We start from the raw sequence: 20,570 nt of genomic DNA on the forward strand, positions 1-20,570 counted from the left end.
GGTGTGATGCGCGGGTATCGGCCAGGAATTTCACTAAGTCGCTGGTTGGTCAGGTTTGGGAAGGCAGACGTACGGTTGGTGGTGTCTGGCTGGGCCGTTCCGGTGGGAGGTGCCCGATGGCCACTCCTCGCAAGCCGACCGCGCCGACGGCGGAGGCGATCGACCGGTTCTGCGGCCATTTCGATGACTTGTTCGGCCGGTTGGCTGAGCGCACCGCGCTGCGGCAGTATCTGATCGGCCTGTTGCTGCCCCGGGAACGGAACAAGACGCTGACGGAGCTTGCCGCCGTGGTCCCCGGCGCGGACCGGCAGCGGCTGCACCACTTCCTGCACGACGCCCCGTGGGATCCCGACGCCCTGGGTGCGCGGCGGGTGGACCTGTGGCGTCGGCACCCGGAGCTGGGGCCGCATGGCAACGGGGTGCTCATCATCGACGAGACCGGGGACCGCAAACGCGGCCATGGCATCGTGCTGGCCGCCCAGCAGTACATCGGCAAGCTCGGCCGCACCGCCAACGGCGTTGTGGCCGTCACCAGTCACTGGGCGGACGGCAGCCGCCACGTGCCGCTGGGGGTGCGGCCCTACCGGCCCGCCTCCCGCCTACCCGCCGGCAAGGCGGACCCGGCGTTCGCCACCAAACCGGAGCTGGCCTGGGAGCTGATCGAGGAAGCCCGCGGCGCCGGTGTGCCTTTCCGGGCGGTGGTCGCCGACTGCGTCTACGGCGAGAACCCCACACTGGAAGGGCGTCTGCGGGCGGCCAGGATCCGCTACGTGCTGGCCCTGCGTCCCCGCCACGGCACCTGGCAGTTCGTCGCCGATCCCGCTCACCCGCCGGCGTTCACGCCCGCAGAGGCCGCCGCCCGCCTGCCCCTGGCGGACTGGCGGCGCCTGGTGCTGACCGACAGCCACGGCCGGCCGCTGGTGCGCCACGTCGCCGAACTGGAGCTGGGCCCCTGCTATGGACCCACCCGCGGCACCCGCCTGATCGCCGCCACCGCCGACCCGACAGTCCTCACCGCCGACTCGACCTGGTTCATGGCCACCAACCTCTCGACCGCCGAGGCGGACGCGGGGCGAGGTCTACCGGATCTACCGGCTACGGGACTGGATCGAGCACTACTACAAGCCGGCCAAGCACGAGCTGGGCTGGGCGGACTTCCAGGTCCGTTCCGAACAGGCTATCGTGCGGCACTGGCAGCTGGTCATGCTGGCGTTCACCTTCAGCCTGCTGAACGCGCCGCCCTCCGACCACGCACAGGAAACACCCCGCGAGGACCGCGGGGCGGCGGGGGAAAAATCCACGGCGCCGCATCGTCTGGCAGGACACACTGCGACAGGTCCGCGGCTGGTTGAGCCCCTGGGCGCGTCTGCAGCTGTACTGGCACCGCTGGTCGACCGCCCCACCCCCACCGGAACTGGCGGCGCTGCTTGACCACGTGGGCCACTCCCACCCACTGGTCGCCCCAACCTGACCAACCAGCGATTAGGCGATCGTCTAATCGGTTCCTGGAGGGGTGTCGTGCGGACGGGGTCGAGAACAGCCGCCGCCCGGGGGTGGAACGGCGCCCTCGGGTCGAGGCGCGGTCGCGGCCCGAGCGGCTGGGGCTGCCGCGCACGCGGTCCCTGCACGACCGTCCAGCCGGGCATGACCGTCCAGCCGGCTTCGAGACCGTGGAGGCACGGATGAACACTGAGGACCTGGTGCTGGTGAGCATCGACGACCATGTGGTCGAGCCTCCGGACATGTTCGACAAGCACCTTCCCGGAAAGTGGGTGGACCAGGCCCCGCGGGTCGTGAAGGACGCCGCCGGTGTCGATCAGTGGTCTACCGGGGGCGGGTGACCGGCGTTGTCGGACTGAACGCGGTCGTCTCCTGGCCCGCCGAGGAATGGGGCCTCGACCCGGCCGGCTTCGCCGAGATGCGCCCGGCCGTGTACGACATCCATGACCGGGTCCGGGACATGGACCGTAACGGCATCCTCGCCTCGATGTGCTTCCCGACCTTCGCCGGGTTCAGCGCGGGCCACCTCAACCACTTCAAGGACGAGGTGACGGTGGCGATGGTCCAGGCGTACAACGACTGGCACATCGACGAGTGGGCCGGAACGTACCCGGGCCGGTTCATCCCGCTGGCGCTGCTGCCGACCTGGGATCCGCAGCTGATGGTGGCCGAGATCCGCCGGGTGGTGGCGAAGGGCTGCCGCGCGGTGACCATGCCGGAGCTGCCGCACCTGGAGGGTCTGCCCAGCTACCACGACCTCGACTACTGGGGGCCGGTGTTCCAGACACTGTCGGAGACCGGGGTCGTGATGTGCCTGCACATCGGCACCGGTTTCGCCGCCCTCCGGCTGGCGCCCGACTCGCCCGCCGACAGCATGATCATCCTTGCCACCCAGATCTCCGCGTTCGCCGCGCAGGATCTGCTGTGGGGCCCGGCGATGCGGACCTACCCGGACCTGAAGTTCGCCTTCTCCGAGGGCGGCATCGGCTGGATCCCGTTCTACCTGGACCGCTGCGACCGGCACTACACCAACCAGCGCTGGCTGCGCCGTGACTTCGGCGGCAGGCTGCCCAGCGAGGTGTTCCGCGACCACTCGCTGGCCTGCTACGTCACCGACCCGACGTCGCTGAAGCTGCGCCGTGAGATCGGGATCGACATCATCGCGTGGGAGTGCGGCTACCCGCACTCGGACTCGATCTGGCCCGACGCGCCGGAGTTCGTGCTCAACGAGCTGAACAACGCCGGTGCGACCGACGAGGAGATCGACAAGATCACCTGGCGGAACGCCTGCCGGTTCTTCAACTGGGATCCGTTCGCGGTGGTGCCCAGGGAGCAGGCGACTGTCGGCGCCCTGCGGGCGAAGGCCGTCGACGTCGACACCGCCATCCGGTCGCGGGCGGAATGGGCGCGGCTGTACGCCGAGAAGCGCTCCCAGCCGGTCTGACCCGGGCGTAGGGCCCAGGCGCCGCGGACTGGCGAGGCTCGGGAACAGGTGGTCGCGTCCGCCTCTGGACCGAAGGCGAGAAGCGGCTGGCCGGGCGGGGCTGTCTGGAGAGGGGCTACCTGTAGAGGCTGCTGGCCGCGAGCTCAGGAGGCTGTGGTGGAGACAGGACTGAACGGCCGTACCGTACTGATCACGGGCGGGAGCGCCAACATCGGCCGGGGTATAGCCCTGGCCTTCGCCGCGGAGGGCTCGAACGTCGTCGTGGTCGGCCGCGACGAGGCCCAGGGCCGCCGGGTATGTGACGCTGTCCTGGAACGCGGCGCCGGGCAGGTGCTCTGGTGGGCCGCTGCTGTCACCGACCGTGCCCAGGTCGGCGCCATGGTGGCCGCGACACATGAGCGGTTCGGAGCGCTGGACGTGCTCGTGAACAATGCCGGCGGAAACGCGGAGTTCGCGGAGTTCGTCAACAGCGATCCGACGGTCTGGGAGAAGGACATCTCCCTCAACATCGCGAGCACGCTGAACTGCACCCATGCGGCGCTCCCTGGCATGATCGAACGAGGGTGCGGGCGGGTCATCAACATCGGGTCGACGTCCGCGATCCTGGGTGATCCCCTGATGGCGGTGTATTCGGCGATGAAAGGGGCGGTGCACGCCTTCACCAGGGTGCTCGCCAGGGAGGTCGGGAAACAGGGCATCACGGTCAACGCCATCGCCCCCTACGCGACCATGCCGCTGGACTACGAGCAGGAGGTCAACTCGGGTAGTCGGTGGCATCCGGACGGGATCGTCGCGCGGCTGGCCGCCACCCGGTCGACGGAGGAGCTGCGCCTGATGAGCCGCCGCACGGTCCTCGATCGTCAGTTCGCCTTTCCCGCGGAGATCGGCGCTGCTGCCGTCTACCTCGCCTCGGACGGGGCCGCTTTCGTGACCGGTCAGGTGCTCGCCGTCGACGGTGGCACGCAACTCGCCTGACAACCGACCGGCGATCCGCGAGTACGGAACGGACCTCGTCTGCCGCACGCTTGTTCCGCCGTGCTCCCGCGGGGTGCTTGGGATCGCGCGGAACACGGTGCCGGGCCGACACGATCGGCATCCCGCCCGCTGGTCCCGGCGTCCTGCCAGGACGTCCCGCCGCCGATCACCGAACAGGGCCTCATCGACCAGATCACCGGAAAGCTGACCAACCAGTAGTCACGTGGCTGCCGAGCCACCGGCCAGGACGGCGGTCGCGCTGGGCCGGGGCCCGGACCGGCTCCACGACGCGCGCCGTCGGTCGGGGCACGACCTGATCACCGCTGCGGCGGGAGGACCGGCGTGCGGTGCGGCACGGACCTCGCGATCGAGGGCGGGGCACCTCGTCGGGGTCGTCGAACAGCCGCATGGCTCGGTGCCGGGCGTACATCGCCGCGGCCCGGCCCGGACGCTGCCCCGCGCCAGCCCCGCTCGCGGGCGGTCGGGTTGTCACCGGCTCTGCGCCGGACTGGTCTGTACGTGCAGTCATCAGACGGATTCTGGTTGACGTCCGCGGCGGCTCATGCTGAACTATCGTTCAAGTCGGTGTGGCGAGACTCACCGGATTTCGTGGTCTCCGGGGGGTGCCCCGGAGCCAGTCGTGGTGAGCCCTGAAACTGAGGAGGAACCCCTGGCCGGGCTCGCCGGCCCACCGCGGAGTGACGTCCGCCTGGATGAGGATTCCCGGGACGGTGCGTCGCCTCGTCGGTCGGAGAGATTGACCAGGTGACGCTGAGTCGGCCCGAGCGCCCACCGCCCTGGCATTCCGGCGTGGCCGCTGTTCCTCAGCGCGTGTCCGCGTCGAAGCCAGCGCCCCGCCAGCTCCCTGACGCGCGGCCAGGATGCCGCGCGGTCCGCCGCGATCGCCGATGGACGCCGGCGGAGGCCGCCGCCGGGCGGCCTGGAAATGACTGTTCACAAGATCGAGTTCACGCATGATTCTGGTCCTCGAAAGGGTGGCATGTTGCGTAGGAGACGTTTCCTGTTTGTGGCAGTAGCCAGTGGTCTTGCGGCGGTCCTCACCGCCTGCGGTGGCTCCGGTTCCCCCTCGACGTCATCTGCCTCAGGTGAACCGGTCGCCGGCGGTCACGGCCGGATCCTCATGTTGGGCGAGCCGCGCAGTCTGGATCCAGCGGCGCTCGGCAACGCTTATGCGATCAATGCCGCCGTGGGTAACGCCTTATACGGAACATTGATGACCGACGACGACAGCGGTAAGATTCAGTTCTCCATGGCGGAGTCGTTCACCACCGCCGACAACGGCGCCACTTTCGAACTGAAACTGCGGCCGGATCTGGTGTTCTCCGACGGGGCGCCGCTGAATGCCGCTGCAGTGAAGTTCAACTGGGACCGCCTGAAGAATCCTGCTAACGGCGCCACCTCCCTCGCCCAGGCATCCGTGGCCGCCTCTACCGAGGTGGTGGACGACCTCACGCTCAAGGTCACGATGGTCACTCCCATGCCCAGGTACGCGGGCTCCGTCATCACCTCGTCGATGAACTGGATCGCCTCGCCCGCCGTGCTGGAGAAGGGAACGGAGGCCTTCGACAAGGCCCCGATCGGTGCGGGTCCCTTCACTCTGAAGAGCTGGACCCGCCAGGCCAGCATCGAGCTGGCGAAGAACCCCAGGTACTGGGACGCCCCCAAGCCCTATCTGGACACGCTCACCCTGCGCACGCTTGCCGACACCAACCAGCGCTTCAACACGGTCCTTTCCGGCACCGCGGACGCGGCCGCCGAGTCCAGCTGGCAGAACTTCTCGAAGGCCGAGGAACAGGGCCTGGCCCTCGGCAGGCAGAACGTCAACGGTGGACTGTTCCTCACGATGAACTCACGCCGGGCGCCGTTCGACGATCCCCGCGCCCGCCGGGCCATCGCCGCCGCGCTGGACCTCGACGCTCTCAACCTGGCCGTCTACAACGGCCTGGGAAAGCCGGTCGAGACGCTGTTCACCGAGGGCTCGCCCTTCTACTCGAACATTCCGCTCCGCAAGGTCGACAAGGCTGCCGCGCAGCGCCTGTTCGACGAGCTGGCCGCGGCGGGCAAACCCGTCTCCTTCACGTTCTCCGCGTTCCCCAGCACAGAGAACCGGGCGATGGCGGAGAACGTCCAGGCACAGCTCAGCACCTTTGACAACGTCAAGGTCAACATCGAGCCCCTCGACCAGTCCAGGCTCGGAGAGCTGTATTCGAAGCGGGACTTCGACATGGTCACCCTGTCCTCCTTCTTCTACGACCCCGACCCGGTGCTGTCGACGGTCTTCGACGGGAGCTCGCCGTCCAACCTGTCCGGCATCAACGACCCGGAACTCAATGAGGCCCTGCAGGCCGGCCGCACCGCGACGAGCGACGAGGAGCGCGGGAAGGCCTACGAGACCGTGCAGCGGCGGCTCGCGGACCAGGTCCCGGTGGTCTTCATCACGCGGGTGGCGCTGGGTGCCATCGGCGGGCAGAACGTCGGCGGCATCAGGCTCTACGGCAACGGCTCGCTGCTGCCCGAGGAGCTGTGGATCAGCAAGTAGCGGCGCTCGGCAGCACTGGACAGGGAGGATCCGGTGGTCGAGCCGCCTCTCGCGGGCGCCGAGGGACGGCTCGACCACGGTCGCGTCCAGCTACGGCCAGGTGTCGGCCCGCGGCTTCTGGACGGCCCGTCGGTGGGTTTCTCCCAGGTCGAACGCGTGCGGCGAAAGCGGGCGGCAACTTGTCTGAAGGGGAGGGGCCGGATGATTCGGCCGTCGCGGTTGGAGCAGGAGCCTGCGGACGGGCGCGGGGTGCGGCCATGGGTGGCCAACACGCCCGGACAACAGCTGGCAACTGCTTGCCGGATGATCCGGTGGCGTGGGGGAATGGCGGAGGCTGGCCGGGACCGGCCGGGATCCGCGAGGCGTGGACGCCTCGGCTACCGTCTGCGCGCCCTCACGGAGGAAGGCACCGGGGTCGTCCCACCCTGGCCGCGCGGAGTCCTGGCGATCTCCTGCCCCGCTGTGGGGCGGGCACCGGCCGCTGGATGAGCTGTCGCCTCGAGAAAGGTCACCATGCAGGAGACTTCGCCCGGATCTCTGCCGGTCTATCGTGACCCGGCGCGGTCGACAGCGGCTCGGGTCGCCGATCTGATCGAGCGGATGTCGCTCGAGGAGAAGGTCGCCCAGCTGCGGTCGATCTGGATCTCGAAGTACAAGGTTGTGCTGCCCGACGGCACCTTCGACCCGGCGCGGGCCCACGTGCTCATACCTGATGGCATCGGATTCGTGGGACGGCCGGTGGACGCGATGGGGATGGCGGGCTTTCCGGCGAACTGGCATCGGAGCCGGGAGGAGACCATCGCGTTCGTCGACGCGGTCCAGCGGTACCTGGTCGAGGAGACCCGCCTCGGCATCCCGGCCCTGTTCCACGACGAGACGGCGCACGGCTTCGTCGCCCGCGGTGCGACGATCTTCCCGATTCCCCCGGCTCTGGCGAGCACCTGGGACGAGGATCTGGTGGAGGAGGTCTTCACCGTGGTGGCCCGGGAGGCCCGGTCCGTCGGATCCACCGTGTCCCTCGGTCCTGTGCTCGATCTGGCGCGGGATCCGCGCTACGGCCGTGTGGAGGAGTTCTTCGGGGAGGACCCGTATCTGGTAGGCCGGATGGGAGTCGCCGCCGTGCGGGGGTTGCAGGGCCGGTCCCGACCGCTCGCGGCCGACCGGATGTTCGCCACACTCAAGCACTTCCTCCACGCGTCGCCTGAGGGTGGGATCAACGCGGCGCCCGCGCCGGCTCATGAGCGGTCCCTGCGGGAGACCTACCTGGCTCCGTTCGTCGACGTCGTCCGCGAGGCCAATCCGGCCTTCATCATGCCCTCGTATAACGAGGTCGGCGGGCTGCCGTCGCACGCCAGCCGCGACCTCCTGCAGCGGCTGGGGCGCGCTCTGCTCGGGTTCGAGGGTGTGTACCTGAGTGACTACGACGCGCTTGCGCGGCTGATCTCGGATCATCGGGTGGCCGCCGGTCTCGGGGAGGCGGCGGCGATCGGGCTGACAGCAGGCGTCGACGTGGACCTCCCGGACGGCGAGGCATTCTCGATGCTCGCCCCGCTGGTCCGGGAGGGCCTCGTCGACGAGACCCTCGTCGACGAGGCCCTCGCCCGGGTGCTCGCGCTCAAGTTCGAGGCCGGTCTGTTCGAGCAGCCGTACGGGCGCCTGGAACAGGCGGAGTACAACAGCGCCGAGGCGGTCCGGTTGGCACGCAACTCGGCGACGCGTGCGCTCACCCTCCTGACGAACGACGGCATCCTGCCGCTCGATCCGAACGCCGAGATCCGGCTCGCCGTCGTGGGCCCGAATGCCGGCGAGCTCTACTACGGCGGGTACTCGGGCGAGAACGACGCTGGGGTGAGCGTGCTCGACGGCCTGCGGGCGGCCATCGTCGGAAGCGCGATCACGGTCGAGCACGCGGAGGGCGTCCGGCTGGTGGGCGCCGAGGAGGAGGCGGCCATGCCCGGCCCGGGCCGCGCGCCCGTGCTGCCGGTCGACGACGCGGAGAACCGGCGGCGGATCAAGGACGCCGTCGCTGTCGTCGAGCGGGCGGACGTCGTGCTCCTCGTGGTCGGCGACCACCCGGCCATCGCCCGTGAGACGACCCGGCCCCTCTTCCCGGGTGACCGCAACGAGCTCGGTCTCTACGGCCTGCAGGAGGAACTCGTCGAGGCCGTTGTGCAGGTCGGGAAGCCGGTCATCGCCCTGCTCGTCAACGGCCGGCCGATCGCCGCCACCCGGCTCGCGGCGGGCGCGAACGCTCTGCTCGAGGGGTGGTACCTGGGCCAGGAGACGGGGAACGCCGTCGCGGACGTGCTCTTCGGGCGGGCCGAACCAGGTGGTCGACTCCCGGTCTCCGTGCCCCGTGCCTCGGGTGCTGTGCCCGTCTACTACGACCGCCACACCTCGGCCAACCTGTACCCGTACGTCGAGGTGGACCGGACGCCGCTGTTCCCGTTCGGTCACGGCCTGGGCTACACCACGTTCGACATCTCCGAGCCGGTGCTCGACCGGTCCAGCATCCACGTCGGGGAATCCGTCGGCATCAGCGTCGAGGTGAGCAACACCGGGAACCGCGCCGGGGACGAGGTGGTCCAGCTCTATGTCCGGGACGACGTCTCGTCGGTACCGAGACCGGAACTGCAGTTGCGCGGCTTCCGCCGCATCACGCTGGAACCGGGGCGCTCGACGACGGTGCGGTTCGTCCTCGAGCCACACCAGCTCGCCTTCTGGAACATCGACCTCACCGAACGGATCGTGGAGCCGGGAACATTCACCATCTCGGTGGGCCGGAGCTCGACGCAGCTCCGTTCCGTGACGCTGTCCGTGGCGGGGCCCGGTAGCGAGCGAGCCCGGCGGCGTCGTGGGCGGCCCGGTGGAATGTGCCGGTACTTCCTCGGCGGCAGGGCTGTCCGCGTGATCCGGCCCATGTCGTGGCAACGAGAAGAAGCCCGGTGTCAGCTGTCGTTACTGAAACGTTCCTGTTCCCCTGGGGTGAGGCTGGTGTCGTTGAGTGCGCCGACGCGTCTGCGCGTCGAACATCTGGACGAGGCGTTCGGGACAGAGGTCCGTCGTCCGCGGCTGTCGTGGTGGCTGCCGGCGGGCTCCGCCCGCCAGACGGCCCACCGCATCAGCACGGGGGAGTGGGACTCGGGGCGGATCGAGAGCGACCGGGCCAGGTGGTGGTGTGGCGGGTCAAGGTGTGGACGGATCTCGGCGAGGGCAGTTGGTCCCAGACCTGTTCCTGGGAGGTGGGGATCGGGCCGGACGAGTGGGTGGCGCGGTGGATCGAACCGGTCGAGTACGAGACACCCGTGCCGGGGCACCGCCCCGCCTATCTGCTCCGGCACGGGTTCGACCTCGACGGGCCGCTGGCCCGCGCCCGGTTGTACGCGACGGCGCACGGGTTCTACGAGTTCTTCGTCAACGGCATGCCCTGAGCGGCGCCGCCAGCAGCCAGTGATGATGTGCCGTACCCGATGGCGAATCCGGACGACCTCGAGCAGACCGTGCAGGCGGTCGCGTCGATCGGCGGGCGGATCGTCGCCCGGCAGGCTGACGTCCGTGACGTGTCCGCGCTGCGGCGGGCCTTCGAGGAGAGCGTCGGCGGGCTGGGCCCGGTCGACATCGTGCTGAAGCTGTCGCCGCGGGCCTGACCCAGGGCGTGGCCGAGGGAAAGGCGAATCAATACGACGGGATGTCGATCCGGCTGGCTTCCCGGCGCATCTCGTCGGCGTCCTCGGCCAGGAGCCAGCCTTCGGCGATGAGCTCATCGAGACGCCTGTTGAAGCGCTCGACGAAGGTAGCCGTGTCCCCGTAGAGCTTTCGGAGGGTTTCCTCGTCGAACGGCTCGTCGTTGCCGACGGTGATGTAGCCGTCCGGGGTGCCGTCAGGCCTCAGGGGGTTGGGCCGGTAGGTCGAATGCGGGACGTCCAGTTGTGCGCAGCGGACTCCGCCGCGGCTGTTGCCGTGCTCGTCCTTGGCAATGTAGCCGTCCGGATCCAGCTCGAGTCGCTCGGCCCGTGGTGGGACGGCCCCGTTGGCCACCCAGGCGATGAGGTGGTGCAGGCCCAGGCTGACCAGTTCGTTGTGCGGGAGGCTGTTCATCCGGGGGCCGAGCGCGGCGTGCGCGTTGTCCTCCTGGACTGCGTTCCACAGCGACACGTCGTTGTACGGGGCGTATCGGGTCCCCATGTGCGGGGCGCCGGCGAGCTCGTAGAGCCGGTAGCGGTCACCGGGGGCGTCGCTGTCGTCGCGGCGGTAGCGGCGGCCCTCGTAGCCGGGGACAAAGGACGAGTCCGGACGCGGGACATCGCCGTCGCACATGACCTGGACAATCGGGGTGTCGACGTCGTGAAACGCGTCCAGCGGCATGCCCGACGGGAAGTAGCCGTCGTAGACCGGTGAGCCGTCGGCGAGGCGGAGGGTGTCGTGGGCCTCGTGAATGTAGTGGGTGGCCACGCCGCCGGTCTGTGAGTGCCCGGCGAGGATGAGACGCACGTTGTCCCGCCCCGCGAACGGACCGTCCGGCCCGCGCAGCGCGGCGCCGACCTGGGCGAGGATGGCGCTGGACCCCCGGTTGCGGCGGCGCAGCTCCGCCCAGAACACCCGGTTGGCCTCGGGATCGTGCAGCCGCAGGGTCAGGTCGAGGTCCGCGGAGCCGGGATCTTCGATGTCCAGGGAGGCGTAACGCTCCGGGTTGGACGGCTTGACGTGGATGTCGAGCGCGGTCTTCTGGGAGGTGACCGCGGCCCAGGCGTGTCCTGACCGCAGGATGTAGGCGCCGCTGAAGATCCAGATCGGCGCAATGCCGTGTACGTGCACGGATTCGACGACCACCGTGCCGCTGAAACGAGCCGAGTCCCAGGGCCGGCGCACGCAGACGGTCGTCGCGTAGGGGCGGCCATCCTCCTCTCCGACGGCGATCCACTCCTCCTGGACGTACTCGCAGTCAGAGAGCAACGAAGTGTCGCTGCCATAGGGGGCGAATGTCGATCCGCCGTCATCCGGGGACAACCGCAGCGCTGCAGGACCAACCATGCGTATCGCGCCCTCTCGCCTAGGTACGTTATATGAGACATTAGTACCTGATCCTGTACCCCACAACGGCTGCCCGCACGGCATCTCCTTCTCCTGCGCGGCGACGGCTCGGCCAGCACCGCCGCCGGCGGCGGCGCACTGTCGCCGCAGCCGGCCCGGCGCCCAGCCGCCGGACACCTTCGTCCAGGACCCCACCAACCCGGTGCCGGGTACTACTTCGGGGCTTCGCAGCGGTGACCTGACGAACGAGCGGCTCAGCGAGGGAGCCCTCGCATCGCGGTATAGTCCCGACGGCCGGAGGCCTCGTACCAGGAGATGACTGTGCGTTCACGGTGGCAATGGATCCGCGCCAGCCAGCAGGGGTTCGCCGGCGACGCCGCCGAACGCTCGCCCGCGAGCCAGGCGTGACCCACCCGCCCACCACAACACGCACCGCGACAGCGCTGCAGCTCCTGATCGCCGCTGAACGGCTGTTCGCGGAGAACGGCATCTCCGGGGTCTCCCTGCGACAGATCGCCGCCGCGGCCGGATCGGCGAACAGCTCTGCTGTCCACTACCACTTCGGTACCAAAGAACGGCTGATAGAGGCGATCTTCGCCTATCGCCTTCCGCAGCTCCTCGAACGACGTGCGTTACTGAGGGATCGCCTCGCGCCGGACGACGTGCGTGCCTGCCTTGAGGCTCACCTGCTGCCCATCCTGGAGCTCGCGGAGTCACCCGGAAACTCCTACGTCTCGTTCATCGAGCAGCTCCGGCGCGGTGCCGACCCCGGGCGGCTCTTCGCCCAGCATGATATTCACCAGTCTCGAGAGGACTTTCTCGCCGAGGTCCGGCGGCTGCTGCCGGACCTCGGCGAGCCAACGCTGACGATTCGGGTGCGGCAGGTGCAGACCCTCAGCATCAACGCCGCGGCCGAGCGGGAACGCGAAATCGCCACGCGACAGGAGACGATTCCCTTCGGTTTGTTCGTCACGACGACCCTCGATGGGTTTGCCGGTTTTCTGACCGCACCTGTGTCCGCCGAAACGCGACGACTCCTCGGTCCGTCCGGCCGCGACGTCTACTCCGGCGCCCGGACGACAGGCGGCCCCCTCAGGGTAGTTTAGGTGGGCGCACCCCTCCCGAGCAGCCATTGGCACACGCTGGAGCCAGCCGAGGGCGACCAGCGAGAGGTCGGGCCACGGAGGCGCCGCGCCGACCCCTGCGGGCCTGTCGGGCGCACGCGGGTCGGCGCGTAGCGATGGAGTCACTCGGCGGAGTGCCCAGGCCTGGCGGCCTGGTCCGGCCGCCGGACTGGACGGCGAGGTCTGCTGGTCGGCCGTCGGGCAGCTCTGCCGGCACGCGGACGGCCCCGCGTAACGTCCGTCTGTCGGTTCGTCGTGCCCGGAAATATGCTATACAGGTGTTCAGGGTCGGGTTGCGGTGCGGGAGCGACACCATGGGCAAGCTGGACGGAAAAGTTGCTGTTATCACCGGGGCCGGCTCGGGCATCGGGCGGTCGGCGGCGTTCCTGTTCGCCCGGGAGGGCGCGCGCGTCGTCTGTGCCGACGTGAGTGGCCGCGAGGCGCTCACCGCGAAGGCGGTCGGGGACGGGGCGATCGCGGTTCACGTCGACGTGACGTCGACCGAAGACATCGAGCGCATGATAACGACCGCCGTCGATCGGTTCGGCAAGCTCGACGTGTTGTATAACAACGCGGGCTTCACGGGGCCGATCGTCCCGCTGGCCGAGGCGGGGGAGGACTACTTCGACGCGGTAATGGCGGTCAATGTCAAGGGCGTCTATCTCGGGATGAAGGCGGCGATCCCGGTGATGCTGGCCGGCGGTGGAGGGTCGATCATCAACACGGCGTCGGCGGCTGGGTTGGTCGGCTGGAAGGGCCTCGCGGTGTATGCCGCGACGAAGGGCGCCGTCGTGCAACTGACCAGGTCCGCTGCGCTCGACTACGCGGCCAAGGGGATCCGGGTCAATGCGGTCTGCCCCGGCGCTACCTGGACCCGTCAGGCGGACGCCGAGGACGACTCGCTTCCGCCCGAGGGTGTCGTTCCCCCGCAGCCGATGAGGCGCTGGGGGATGCCCGACGAGCTTGCCGCCGCCGCGTTGTTCCTTGCCAGCGACGACGCCTCGTTCGTGACCGGGGTCGCGCTCCCGGTCGACGGCGGTTACGTCGCCCGCTGACCGGATGCCTGTCGTGCGGGGCCGCGTCGCCCGGCGATGGGCCCACAGGTTCCGCCGGTCAGGGAAAGATCGGTAGGGTCGTCCGGAGTCCGGGCCCTTAACGTCCGCTTAGCAGGCTGGTAGGGTCCTCGGGCGAGGTGCGGACGTAACCGTACCGCGGGTATGCCCAGGCCGGTGGCGCACCCGGCGTTCCTCGCTCGGCTCGGCGACCGCGAAACACCCGCCTGCTCGGATTCCTGAGCATTCCGCGACGCCCGTTCTTCATGAACCCGGAGGCGATCGATGCCAGACCCGTCCCGCCCTGTCCGTGTTATTCAGTGGTGCACCGGGAAGATCGGCCAGGTCTCCATCCGGCACTTCGCTGCGAACCCGACGTTCGAGCTCGTCGGGGTCTACACGACCTCCACCGGCAAGGAGGGCGTCGACGCGGGCACGCTCGCCGGGATCGGTCCGATCGGCGTTCTCGCCACCACTGACAAGGAAGCGCTCATCGCGCTCGACGCGGACTGCGTGAACTACCTGCCGCTGGCGGTCGACGTCGATGACCTGGAGGCACTGCTGCGTTCGGGGAAGAACGTCGTGACCGCGGTCGGCCTCTCCTTCCCCGCGCCGGACGACCCGCGGACGATCAGGCTTGAGGCCGCCTGCCAGGCGGGCGGGACGACGCTGCACGGCGGCGGCATCCATCCGGGCTTCGTCGGGGACATCCTCCCGCTCGTCGCCTCCCGCCTGCTGAGCCGCCTCGACCAGGTGGTCGTGACCGAGGTGTGCGATTTCAGCGACCACCCCGGGGCAGATCTGCTCTTCGGTGGTTTCGGTTTCGGCCGTGGCCCGGACGAGGCCCGCGCCAATCCCAGTCCCGTCATGCGGGCCATCGACGGCGACTACGGTGAGTCCATCGCCCAGCTGGTCGCCGCCCTCCGCCTGCCGGTCGACAGATACGAGAGTGAGCTGACGTTCGCCGTCAGTGACAGGGATCTCGCCGTCGCGGCGGGGAAGATCCCCGCCGGCACCGTGGCCGGTATGCGTCACCGCTGGTCCGCGATCGTCGACGGACGTCCTGCCGTGGTCTTCGTCTCCGAATGGAAGATGGCGGACGGCCTCACGCCCGATATCCGGGAGGGCACCAACCGGTACATCATCGAGTTCTTCGGCGAGCCGGCCACGAAGATCATCCTTGAGCATCTCGAACCCAGTGCGACCGGTGACCCCGGATACCCGGGCCGGATCTGGACCGGCATGTCGGTGGTGAACATGATTCCTGACGTCGTCGCCGCGCCGCCCGGGATCCGCACCCACCTCGACCTGCCGCTGGGCCGTCCGCGTGGGCTCTTCCGTGAGGGCGAGACGTGGCGACGCCCGCTCGTGGAGGCCGACTGACCACCCTCGCCAACCTGCTGATCGACGGCCTCCGGGACGCGAGCTGCGGATGGCGTGCCGAGGGGCGCGGGATCGGCGACAGAGGTGGCGAGTGCGACGGCTCCACGGCCGGCGGCCACACCCTCGCCGCCGCGCTTCGGCTCGGGCCCCTGCCGGCCGCCGGCGGCCGTACTTCGCTTGACTCGTCGGTGTCAGGGGTATTAAACACTCGTTTAGTGTCGTGCTGTGGTGTGCGGCCAGCATTCCGATGTCAGATGCAGAGGGGAACATGTCCGACGTGTCAATGATCATCGGTGGGGAGCGCCGGGCCGCCCCGTCGACCTTCGGTGTTGTGAATCCGGCGACGGGCGAGGTCCACGCGGATGCGCCGGACTGTGATGAGGGCCAGCTGAACGAGGCGTTCGACGCCGCGGCCAAGGCATTCACCGACTGGCGCACCGACGAGGACGCGCGCCGCTCCATCCTGCGCGAGGCATCGAAGCGACTCTCGGCGGCGGCGGACCGGATCGCCCCGGTCCTGACCGCCGAACAGGGCAAGCCGCTCAGATCTGCGCACATGGAGGTGCTCGGCGCCGGCTACTGGCTGAGGTACTTCTCCCGCCTGGAGATCCCGCGCGAGGTCATCCAGGACGACGAGCATGTCCGCGCCGAGGTGGTGCACCGCCCGATGGGCGTCGTCGCGGCCATCACGCCGTGGAATTTCCCGATCATGCTGTCGGCCTGGAAGCTCGGACCGGCGCTACTCGCCGGGAACACGGTCGTGCTGAAGCCGTCGCCGTTCACTCCGCTCAGCACCCTGCTGATGGGCGAGATCCTCAGCGAGGTGCTCCCACCGGGTGTGCTCAACGTCGTCTCAGGCGGAGATCAGCTGGGCCGGTGGATGACCTCCCATCCGGTCCCGCGGAAGATCAGCTTCACCGGGTCGACCGGGACCGGCAAGCACATCGCCGCCTCGGCGGCCCCTGACCTCAAGCGCCTCACTCTGGAGCTCGGCGGGAACGACGCCGCGATCCTTCTCGACGATGTCGATCCCGCCGCCATCGTGCGGAAGCTTTTCGAGGGGGCCTTCGACAACAGTGGGCAGGTCTGCTCGGGCATCAAGCGCCTTTACGTTCCCGAATCGTTGCACGATGTCGTCGTCGACGCTCTCGCGGCCCAGGCCGCGGCGGCCCGGGTCGGTGACGGCATGGACCCGGACACCCAGGTGGGCCCGATCCAGAACCGCCCGCAGTACGAGCGGGTCTGCGACCTGGTCGCCGAGGCGCTGGCGGGTGGCGCGACGGCGGCGGCCGGCGGCGCCCCGATCGACGGCCCCGGCTACTTCTTCCCGCCGACCGTGCTCGTCGGGGCGGCCGAGGGCACCCGGATCGTCGACGAGGAGCAGTTTGGACCGGTGCTGCCGGTGCTGCCGTACCGGGACATCGACGAAGCGGTCGCCCGGGCCAACGCCACGAACTACGGGCTTTCCGGTTCGGTCTGGTCCGCGGACCCGGATCGGGCCGGCGCCGTCGCCGAGCGCCTGGACTGCGGCACCGCCTGGGTCAACGCCCATGTGGCACTCGGCCCCCATCAGCCCTTCGGCGGTCTCAAATGGAGCGGCGTCGGGGTGGAGAACGGGCCCTGGGGGCTCGCGGGCTATACCGACCTCCAGGTCCAGTACCGCGCCAAGGACTGACGTCGCCCGCCGGCGAGCCCGTCGGCAACCACCGAGCCGGTGTCCTGCACCTGGTGGCCCGCCAGCGGCGGGGCGGGACCCCGCCCCGCCGCTGGCGCCTGCCAGGATCCTGCTCCGTTGGCAGGGGGCGCCGGAGGGATGATCGAATGTCGCTGACATCGAGTACGGGCCCACGTCATCACCAGGTCCGGCCCGTCCGGAAGGAGATCCTGAATGGCGGATTTACCGCGTCCGTTACGTGTGGTCCAGTGGTGCACCGGCCGTGTCGGCCAGATCGCGATTCGGCATTTCGCGGCCAATCCCGTGTTCGAGCTGGTCGGCGTCTACACGACGACCGCGGCCAAGGACGGTGTGGACGCGGGGACGCTGGCCGGGACCGCCCCGCTCGGGGTGACCGCGACGACCGACAAGGACAAGCTCCTCGCCCTCGAGGCTGACTGCGTGCACTACGCGCCCGCAGGGCCCGATCTCGACGATCTCGAGGCCCTGCTGCGTTCGGGGAAGAACGTCGTCACCCCGCTGGGGTTCACCTTCCCGCGGCCGGAGGATGAGGCGACAGTCCGGCTGCAGGCGGCGTGCCAGGCGGGCGGCAGCAGTTTCCACGCCGGTGGCATCCATCCAGGTTTCGCCGGTGACGTCTTCGCGCTCGTCGGTTCCCGGCTGCACAGCCGCCTCGACCAGGTGATCGTGTCCGAGGTGGTCGATTTCAGCGGCTCCCCGGCGAGCGACATGCTCACCCGTTTCGGTTTCGGTCGGGAGCCGGCTGAGGCCCACCGGACGCACCGGCTGGCTCTCGACGCGTACAGCCAGTCCATCGGTCTGCTGGCGGCGGGGCTGGGTCTGACCGTCGACCGCTACGAGTGCAGCCTGACGGTCGCAGTCAGCGACACCGATCTGACCGTCGCCTCGGGGGTCATCCCAGCCGGCAAGGTGGCGGGAATGTGCCGTCGCTGGGAGGCGCTGGTCGACGGGCGCCCCGTGATCGTCTTCCAGTCGAAGTGGAAGATGGCGGACGGTCTCACCCCGGAGATCGCCACCGGCGCGAGTCGTTATGTCGTCGAGTTCCTGGGAGACCCGGCGACCACGTTCACGATCGAGGCCGGTCCGTCCGACGGCTCGGCCCATCCCGGTCAGACCTGGACGGCCATGGCGGTCGTCAACCTGATCCACGACGTCGTCGCCGCCCCGCCCGGCATCCGGACGCACCTCGACCTTCCCGTGGGACAGCCGCGCGGGCTTTTTCACTGATGGGGCGCCGGATCCCGAGGATCCCGATCCCGAAGACAAGGGTTCAGAGGAGTATTGAATGTCCATCGAGGACGAGCTCAAGGAACTGCGCCGCGAGGTCCAGTACGTCAAGGACCGTGTCGCCATTCTCGACTGCATCATGGCCCAGTCGCGCGGTCATGACCGGCACGATCTCGAGCTGATGAGGAGTGTCTACCACGAGGACGGAGTAGACGAGCACGGGCCCGTCGTGAAGCTGGGCCCCGAGTACGGCGACTACGCCAACAAGGCGCACGCATCGGTCTTCGTCGACCACCTGCACAACATCACGACCCACACCTGTGAGATCGACGGAGATGAGGCGCACTGCGAGAGCTACGTCATCGGGGCCATGCGTGCCCGCGACGGCAAGAGCGTGCACCTCTTCGGAGGCCGCTACCTGGACCGTGTCGAGCGGCGGGACGGCGTGTGGCGGATCGCGCTGCGCCGCTGCACCCTCGAGTGGACGATGGCCGGCGACACGTCGCTGCTGACCTCCGGGGCATTCGCCGGCTTCGTCAAGGGCACGTGGGACAAGAGCGACCCGTCGTACGCGCGGCCGCAAGACCTGGAGAAGACTCCGGTCGAGAGATGGTGACCGTGCGGGTCCGCTGACCAGCGACGCGGGGTGCGGGGCTGGCGCAGGACGCGCATCACCCGCACAGCCGGCAGCCCGGTGCTGCGGGCTGTGCAAGTGATGCCACACCTTGGACCGTCGTCCGGGCCACCGGCGTCACCGGACACCTTCCCAGGTCCTCGGTGCGTGCGATCTCCGGCGCCTGCGGGTCAGAGCGGACGGGCGCTGGTCTCCGGCTCCGGCCCCCGGGATGTCAGCCGACAGGGGGCAGGTGACCTGCCAGTAGTCCACCGCCACTAGTGCCATCAACACGGGTGCCCCGCCTGGACGGCCCGAGGCGGGGGCGCGAGGGTGAACGCTGCGTGCGGAGTCGGCCCTCTGACCCGACGCTCACCGTCGCCGTCGCGCGCCTGATCGGGGGCCTGAGGGGCGGTGAGCTTGCTCGACGCCGACCGGGATCAGTGGGTTCCATGGCCGGGCCGGCCGAGGTTCCGCAGCGTGCGGAACGCCGGGACGAGGGCCTCGTGGAGCGACTCGAAGACCGGGAGCAGCGTGCGGTAGATGGCCGCGGACGCCGGCTCGGGGCGGTGGATGCCACCGACCGGCACGAGGTCGGCCGCCGCGTCGAGGTTCTCGACCATGCCGAGGGCGGCCATCCCCAGCAGTGCCGCGCCGAAGCTCGTGCCCTCCCGGGTCGCGGGGAAGCCGACGTCCATGCCGAGGGCGTCGGTGAGGATCTGCCGCCACAGCGCGCTGCGGGCGAAACCGCCGGTCGCCCGCGTCTCGCAGACCTCGATCCCGGCGTCCCGGATGGACTTCGCGACCAGCGCGAGCTGCAGGCAGACCCCTTCGAGTGCCGCCCGGACGAGGTGCTCGCGGCGGTGCCCCCGAGTCAGCCCGATGTAGGCCCCGCGGGAGAGCGAGTCCCAGTGCGGCGCCCGCTCCCCGGTCAGGTACGGCAGCATCAGCAGCCCGTCGGAGCCCGCCGGGGCCCGGGCGGCGATGTCCAGCACGGCCGCCTCGTCTTCCAGGTCGGGCGCCAGTGCGTCCCGTGCCCACCGCAGTACCAGCCCGCCGTTGTTGATGGCCCCGCCGATGACCCAGCGCTCCGGCGCGAGGGCGTAGCAGAAGAGGTGCCCGGACGGGTCGACGGTCGGCCGGTCGACCATCACCCGGATCGCGGCGCTCGTCCCGATCGAGCAGGACGCGACCCCGCCGTGCACCGCTCCCACCCCGAGCGACGCCAGTGCCCCGTCGCTCGCGCCGACGACCACCGGCGTCGCGGCCGGCAGCCCGAGTGCCTCGGCCGCGGCCGGGGTGAGACGGGGGAGGACCTCGGTCGTCGCGGCGAGACGGGACAGCCGGGCCGGGTCGATGCCGGCGACGTCCAGCGCCTCGCTGTCCCAGTCGAGGGCGGCCAGGTCGAGCAGCCCGGTGGCGGATGCCACCGAGTGGTCGACGAGCCACTCGCCGCACAGGTCGGCGAGGATGTACTCCTTGATCCCCACCCAGCGGCGCACCGCCGCGAAGATCTCCGGGTCCTGCTCGCGGAACCACACGAGCTTGGCCAGCGGGGACATCGGGTGCGTCGGCGTGCCGGTCCGGCGGTGCAGCTCCAGGCCGTGGGCGGCGCGCAGCCGTTCGGCCTGTGCCGCAGCCCGGGCATCCGCCCAGGTGAGTGACGGGGTCAGTGGCCGGCCGACGTCGTCGATGCCGATGAGCGTGTGCATCGCGGCGGAGAAGGAGAGGCCGCCGACCCGGTGGCCGGCGTCCGTGGCCTGCCGTGCCGCCTCCCTGATCGCCTCGGCCACCGCCGCCCTGATGACGTCCGGATCCTGCACGGCCTCACCGGGGTGGGGCTCGAGCAGGGGATAGCCGACCTTCGCACTGGCGTGCTCGCGGCCGTCCGGGTCGAAGGCCACGACCTTCGTGGCGGTCGTGCCGACGTCGACGCCGAGAACCACTTCAACCTGATAGGTCATA

12 protein-coding genes and 1 pseudogene are annotated in these 20,570 nt (G+C 69.8%); 11 read left to right on the forward strand and 2 right to left on the reverse strand.

What is annotated here, in order from left to right; genetic code table 11:
* Window positions 1–116 precede the first annotated feature (116 nt).
* From FRANEAN1_RS15935 to FRANEAN1_RS15955, 5 genes and pseudogenes are all read left to right on the forward strand, one after another.
* Window positions 117–1,352 carry a transposase gene (locus FRANEAN1_RS15935; protein ID WP_020460832.1) on the forward strand — a complete coding sequence of 412 codons (1,236 nt, stop codon included), beginning with the start codon at window positions 117–119 and terminating at the stop codon, window positions 1,350–1,352.
* A 330-nt stretch (window positions 1,353–1,682) separates the two neighbouring features.
* A pseudogene (locus FRANEAN1_RS15940) lies at window positions 1,683–2,944 on the forward strand (amidohydrolase family protein).
* A 156-nt stretch (window positions 2,945–3,100) separates the two neighbouring features.
* On the forward strand, window positions 3,101–3,919 hold the full coding sequence (locus FRANEAN1_RS15945; RefSeq protein WP_020460833.1) for an SDR family NAD(P)-dependent oxidoreductase: 819 nt from the start codon (window positions 3,101–3,103) through the stop codon (window positions 3,917–3,919).
* Between the two features lie 1,000 nt (window positions 3,920–4,919).
* A complete protein-coding gene (locus FRANEAN1_RS15950; protein WP_020460835.1) occupies window positions 4,920–6,479 on the forward strand; it encodes an ABC transporter substrate-binding protein in 1,560 nt (519 codons plus the stop codon).
* A 513-nt stretch (window positions 6,480–6,992) separates the two neighbouring features.
* The gene (locus tag FRANEAN1_RS15955) at window positions 6,993–10,106 is read left to right on the forward strand and encodes a glycoside hydrolase family 3 N-terminal domain-containing protein (RefSeq protein ID WP_020460836.1); all 3,114 of its coding nucleotides are present in this window, start codon (window positions 6,993–6,995) and stop codon (window positions 10,104–10,106) included.
* A gap of 48 nt (window positions 10,107–10,154) precedes the next feature.
* Here the strand turns inward: FRANEAN1_RS15955 and FRANEAN1_RS15960 are convergent, their stop codons facing one another.
* Complete coding sequence (locus tag FRANEAN1_RS15960) at window positions 10,155–11,432, reverse strand: alpha/beta hydrolase domain-containing protein (protein ID WP_041254236.1); 1,278 nt, start codon at window positions 11,430–11,432, stop codon at window positions 10,155–10,157.
* Between the two features lie 482 nt (window positions 11,433–11,914).
* On the opposite strand from FRANEAN1_RS15960, the gene FRANEAN1_RS15965 reads away from it, so the two are divergent.
* The 6 genes from FRANEAN1_RS15965 (at window position 11,915) to FRANEAN1_RS15990 (ending at window position 18,608) form a co-directional block, all read left to right on the forward strand.
* On the forward strand, window positions 11,915–12,616 hold the full coding sequence (locus tag FRANEAN1_RS15965) for a TetR family transcriptional regulator (protein ID WP_041254238.1): 702 nt from the start codon (window positions 11,915–11,917) through the stop codon (window positions 12,614–12,616).
* Between the two features lie 332 nt (window positions 12,617–12,948).
* A complete protein-coding gene (locus FRANEAN1_RS15970) occupies window positions 12,949–13,689 on the forward strand; it encodes a glucose 1-dehydrogenase (RefSeq protein WP_020460839.1) in 741 nt (246 codons plus the stop codon).
* Between the two features lie 282 nt (window positions 13,690–13,971).
* Window positions 13,972–15,069 (forward strand): dihydrodipicolinate reductase, encoded by a 1,098-nt coding sequence (locus FRANEAN1_RS15975; RefSeq protein ID WP_020460840.1) that lies wholly within the window; start codon window positions 13,972–13,974, stop codon window positions 15,067–15,069.
* Between the two features lie 268 nt (window positions 15,070–15,337).
* The gene (locus FRANEAN1_RS15980; protein ID WP_020460841.1) at window positions 15,338–16,744 is read left to right on the forward strand and encodes an aldehyde dehydrogenase family protein; all 1,407 of its coding nucleotides are present in this window, start codon (window positions 15,338–15,340) and stop codon (window positions 16,742–16,744) included.
* 213 nt (window positions 16,745–16,957) lie between these two features.
* On the forward strand, window positions 16,958–17,992 hold the full coding sequence (locus FRANEAN1_RS15985) for a dihydrodipicolinate reductase (RefSeq protein ID WP_020460842.1): 1,035 nt from the start codon (window positions 16,958–16,960) through the stop codon (window positions 17,990–17,992).
* A gap of 58 nt (window positions 17,993–18,050) precedes the next feature.
* On the forward strand, window positions 18,051–18,608 hold the full coding sequence (locus tag FRANEAN1_RS15990) for a nuclear transport factor 2 family protein (RefSeq protein ID WP_020460843.1): 558 nt from the start codon (window positions 18,051–18,053) through the stop codon (window positions 18,606–18,608).
* Between the two features lie 437 nt (window positions 18,609–19,045).
* On the opposite strand, the gene FRANEAN1_RS15995 is transcribed toward FRANEAN1_RS15990, so the two are convergent.
* Complete coding sequence (locus FRANEAN1_RS15995) at window positions 19,046–20,569, reverse strand: gluconokinase (RefSeq protein ID WP_041254240.1); 1,524 nt, start codon at window positions 20,567–20,569, stop codon at window positions 19,046–19,048.
* Window position 20,570: the final 1 nt, after the last annotated feature.

Source organism: Parafrankia sp. EAN1pec, assembly GCF_000018005.1.
Taxonomy (GTDB): domain Bacteria; phylum Actinomycetota; class Actinomycetes; order Frankiales; family Frankiaceae; genus Parafrankia; species Parafrankia soli.

Excerpts from the sequence above, each read along its gene's own strand:
- FRANEAN1_RS15995 (WP_041254240.1), bottom strand. The coding sequence starts at position 20,569 with ATGACCTATCAGGTTGAAGTGGTTCTCGGCGTCGACGTCGGCACGACC.
- FRANEAN1_RS15955 (WP_020460836.1), top strand. The coding sequence starts at position 6,993 with ATGCAGGAGACTTCGCCCGGATCTCTGCCGGTCTATCGTGACCCGGCG.
- FRANEAN1_RS15990 (WP_020460843.1), top strand. The coding sequence starts at position 18,051 with ATGTCCATCGAGGACGAGCTCAAGGAACTGCGCCGCGAGGTCCAGTAC.
- FRANEAN1_RS15935 (WP_020460832.1), top strand. The coding sequence starts at position 117 with ATGGCCACTCCTCGCAAGCCGACCGCGCCGACGGCGGAGGCGATCGAC.
- FRANEAN1_RS15985 (WP_020460842.1), top strand. The coding sequence starts at position 16,958 with ATGGCGGATTTACCGCGTCCGTTACGTGTGGTCCAGTGGTGCACCGGC.
- FRANEAN1_RS15970 (WP_020460839.1), top strand. The coding sequence starts at position 12,949 with ATGGGCAAGCTGGACGGAAAAGTTGCTGTTATCACCGGGGCCGGCTCG.
- FRANEAN1_RS15980 (WP_020460841.1), top strand. The coding sequence starts at position 15,338 with ATGTCCGACGTGTCAATGATCATCGGTGGGGAGCGCCGGGCCGCCCCG.
- FRANEAN1_RS15950 (WP_020460835.1), top strand. The coding sequence starts at position 4,920 with ATGTTGCGTAGGAGACGTTTCCTGTTTGTGGCAGTAGCCAGTGGTCTT.
- FRANEAN1_RS15975 (WP_020460840.1), top strand. The coding sequence starts at position 13,972 with ATGCCAGACCCGTCCCGCCCTGTCCGTGTTATTCAGTGGTGCACCGGG.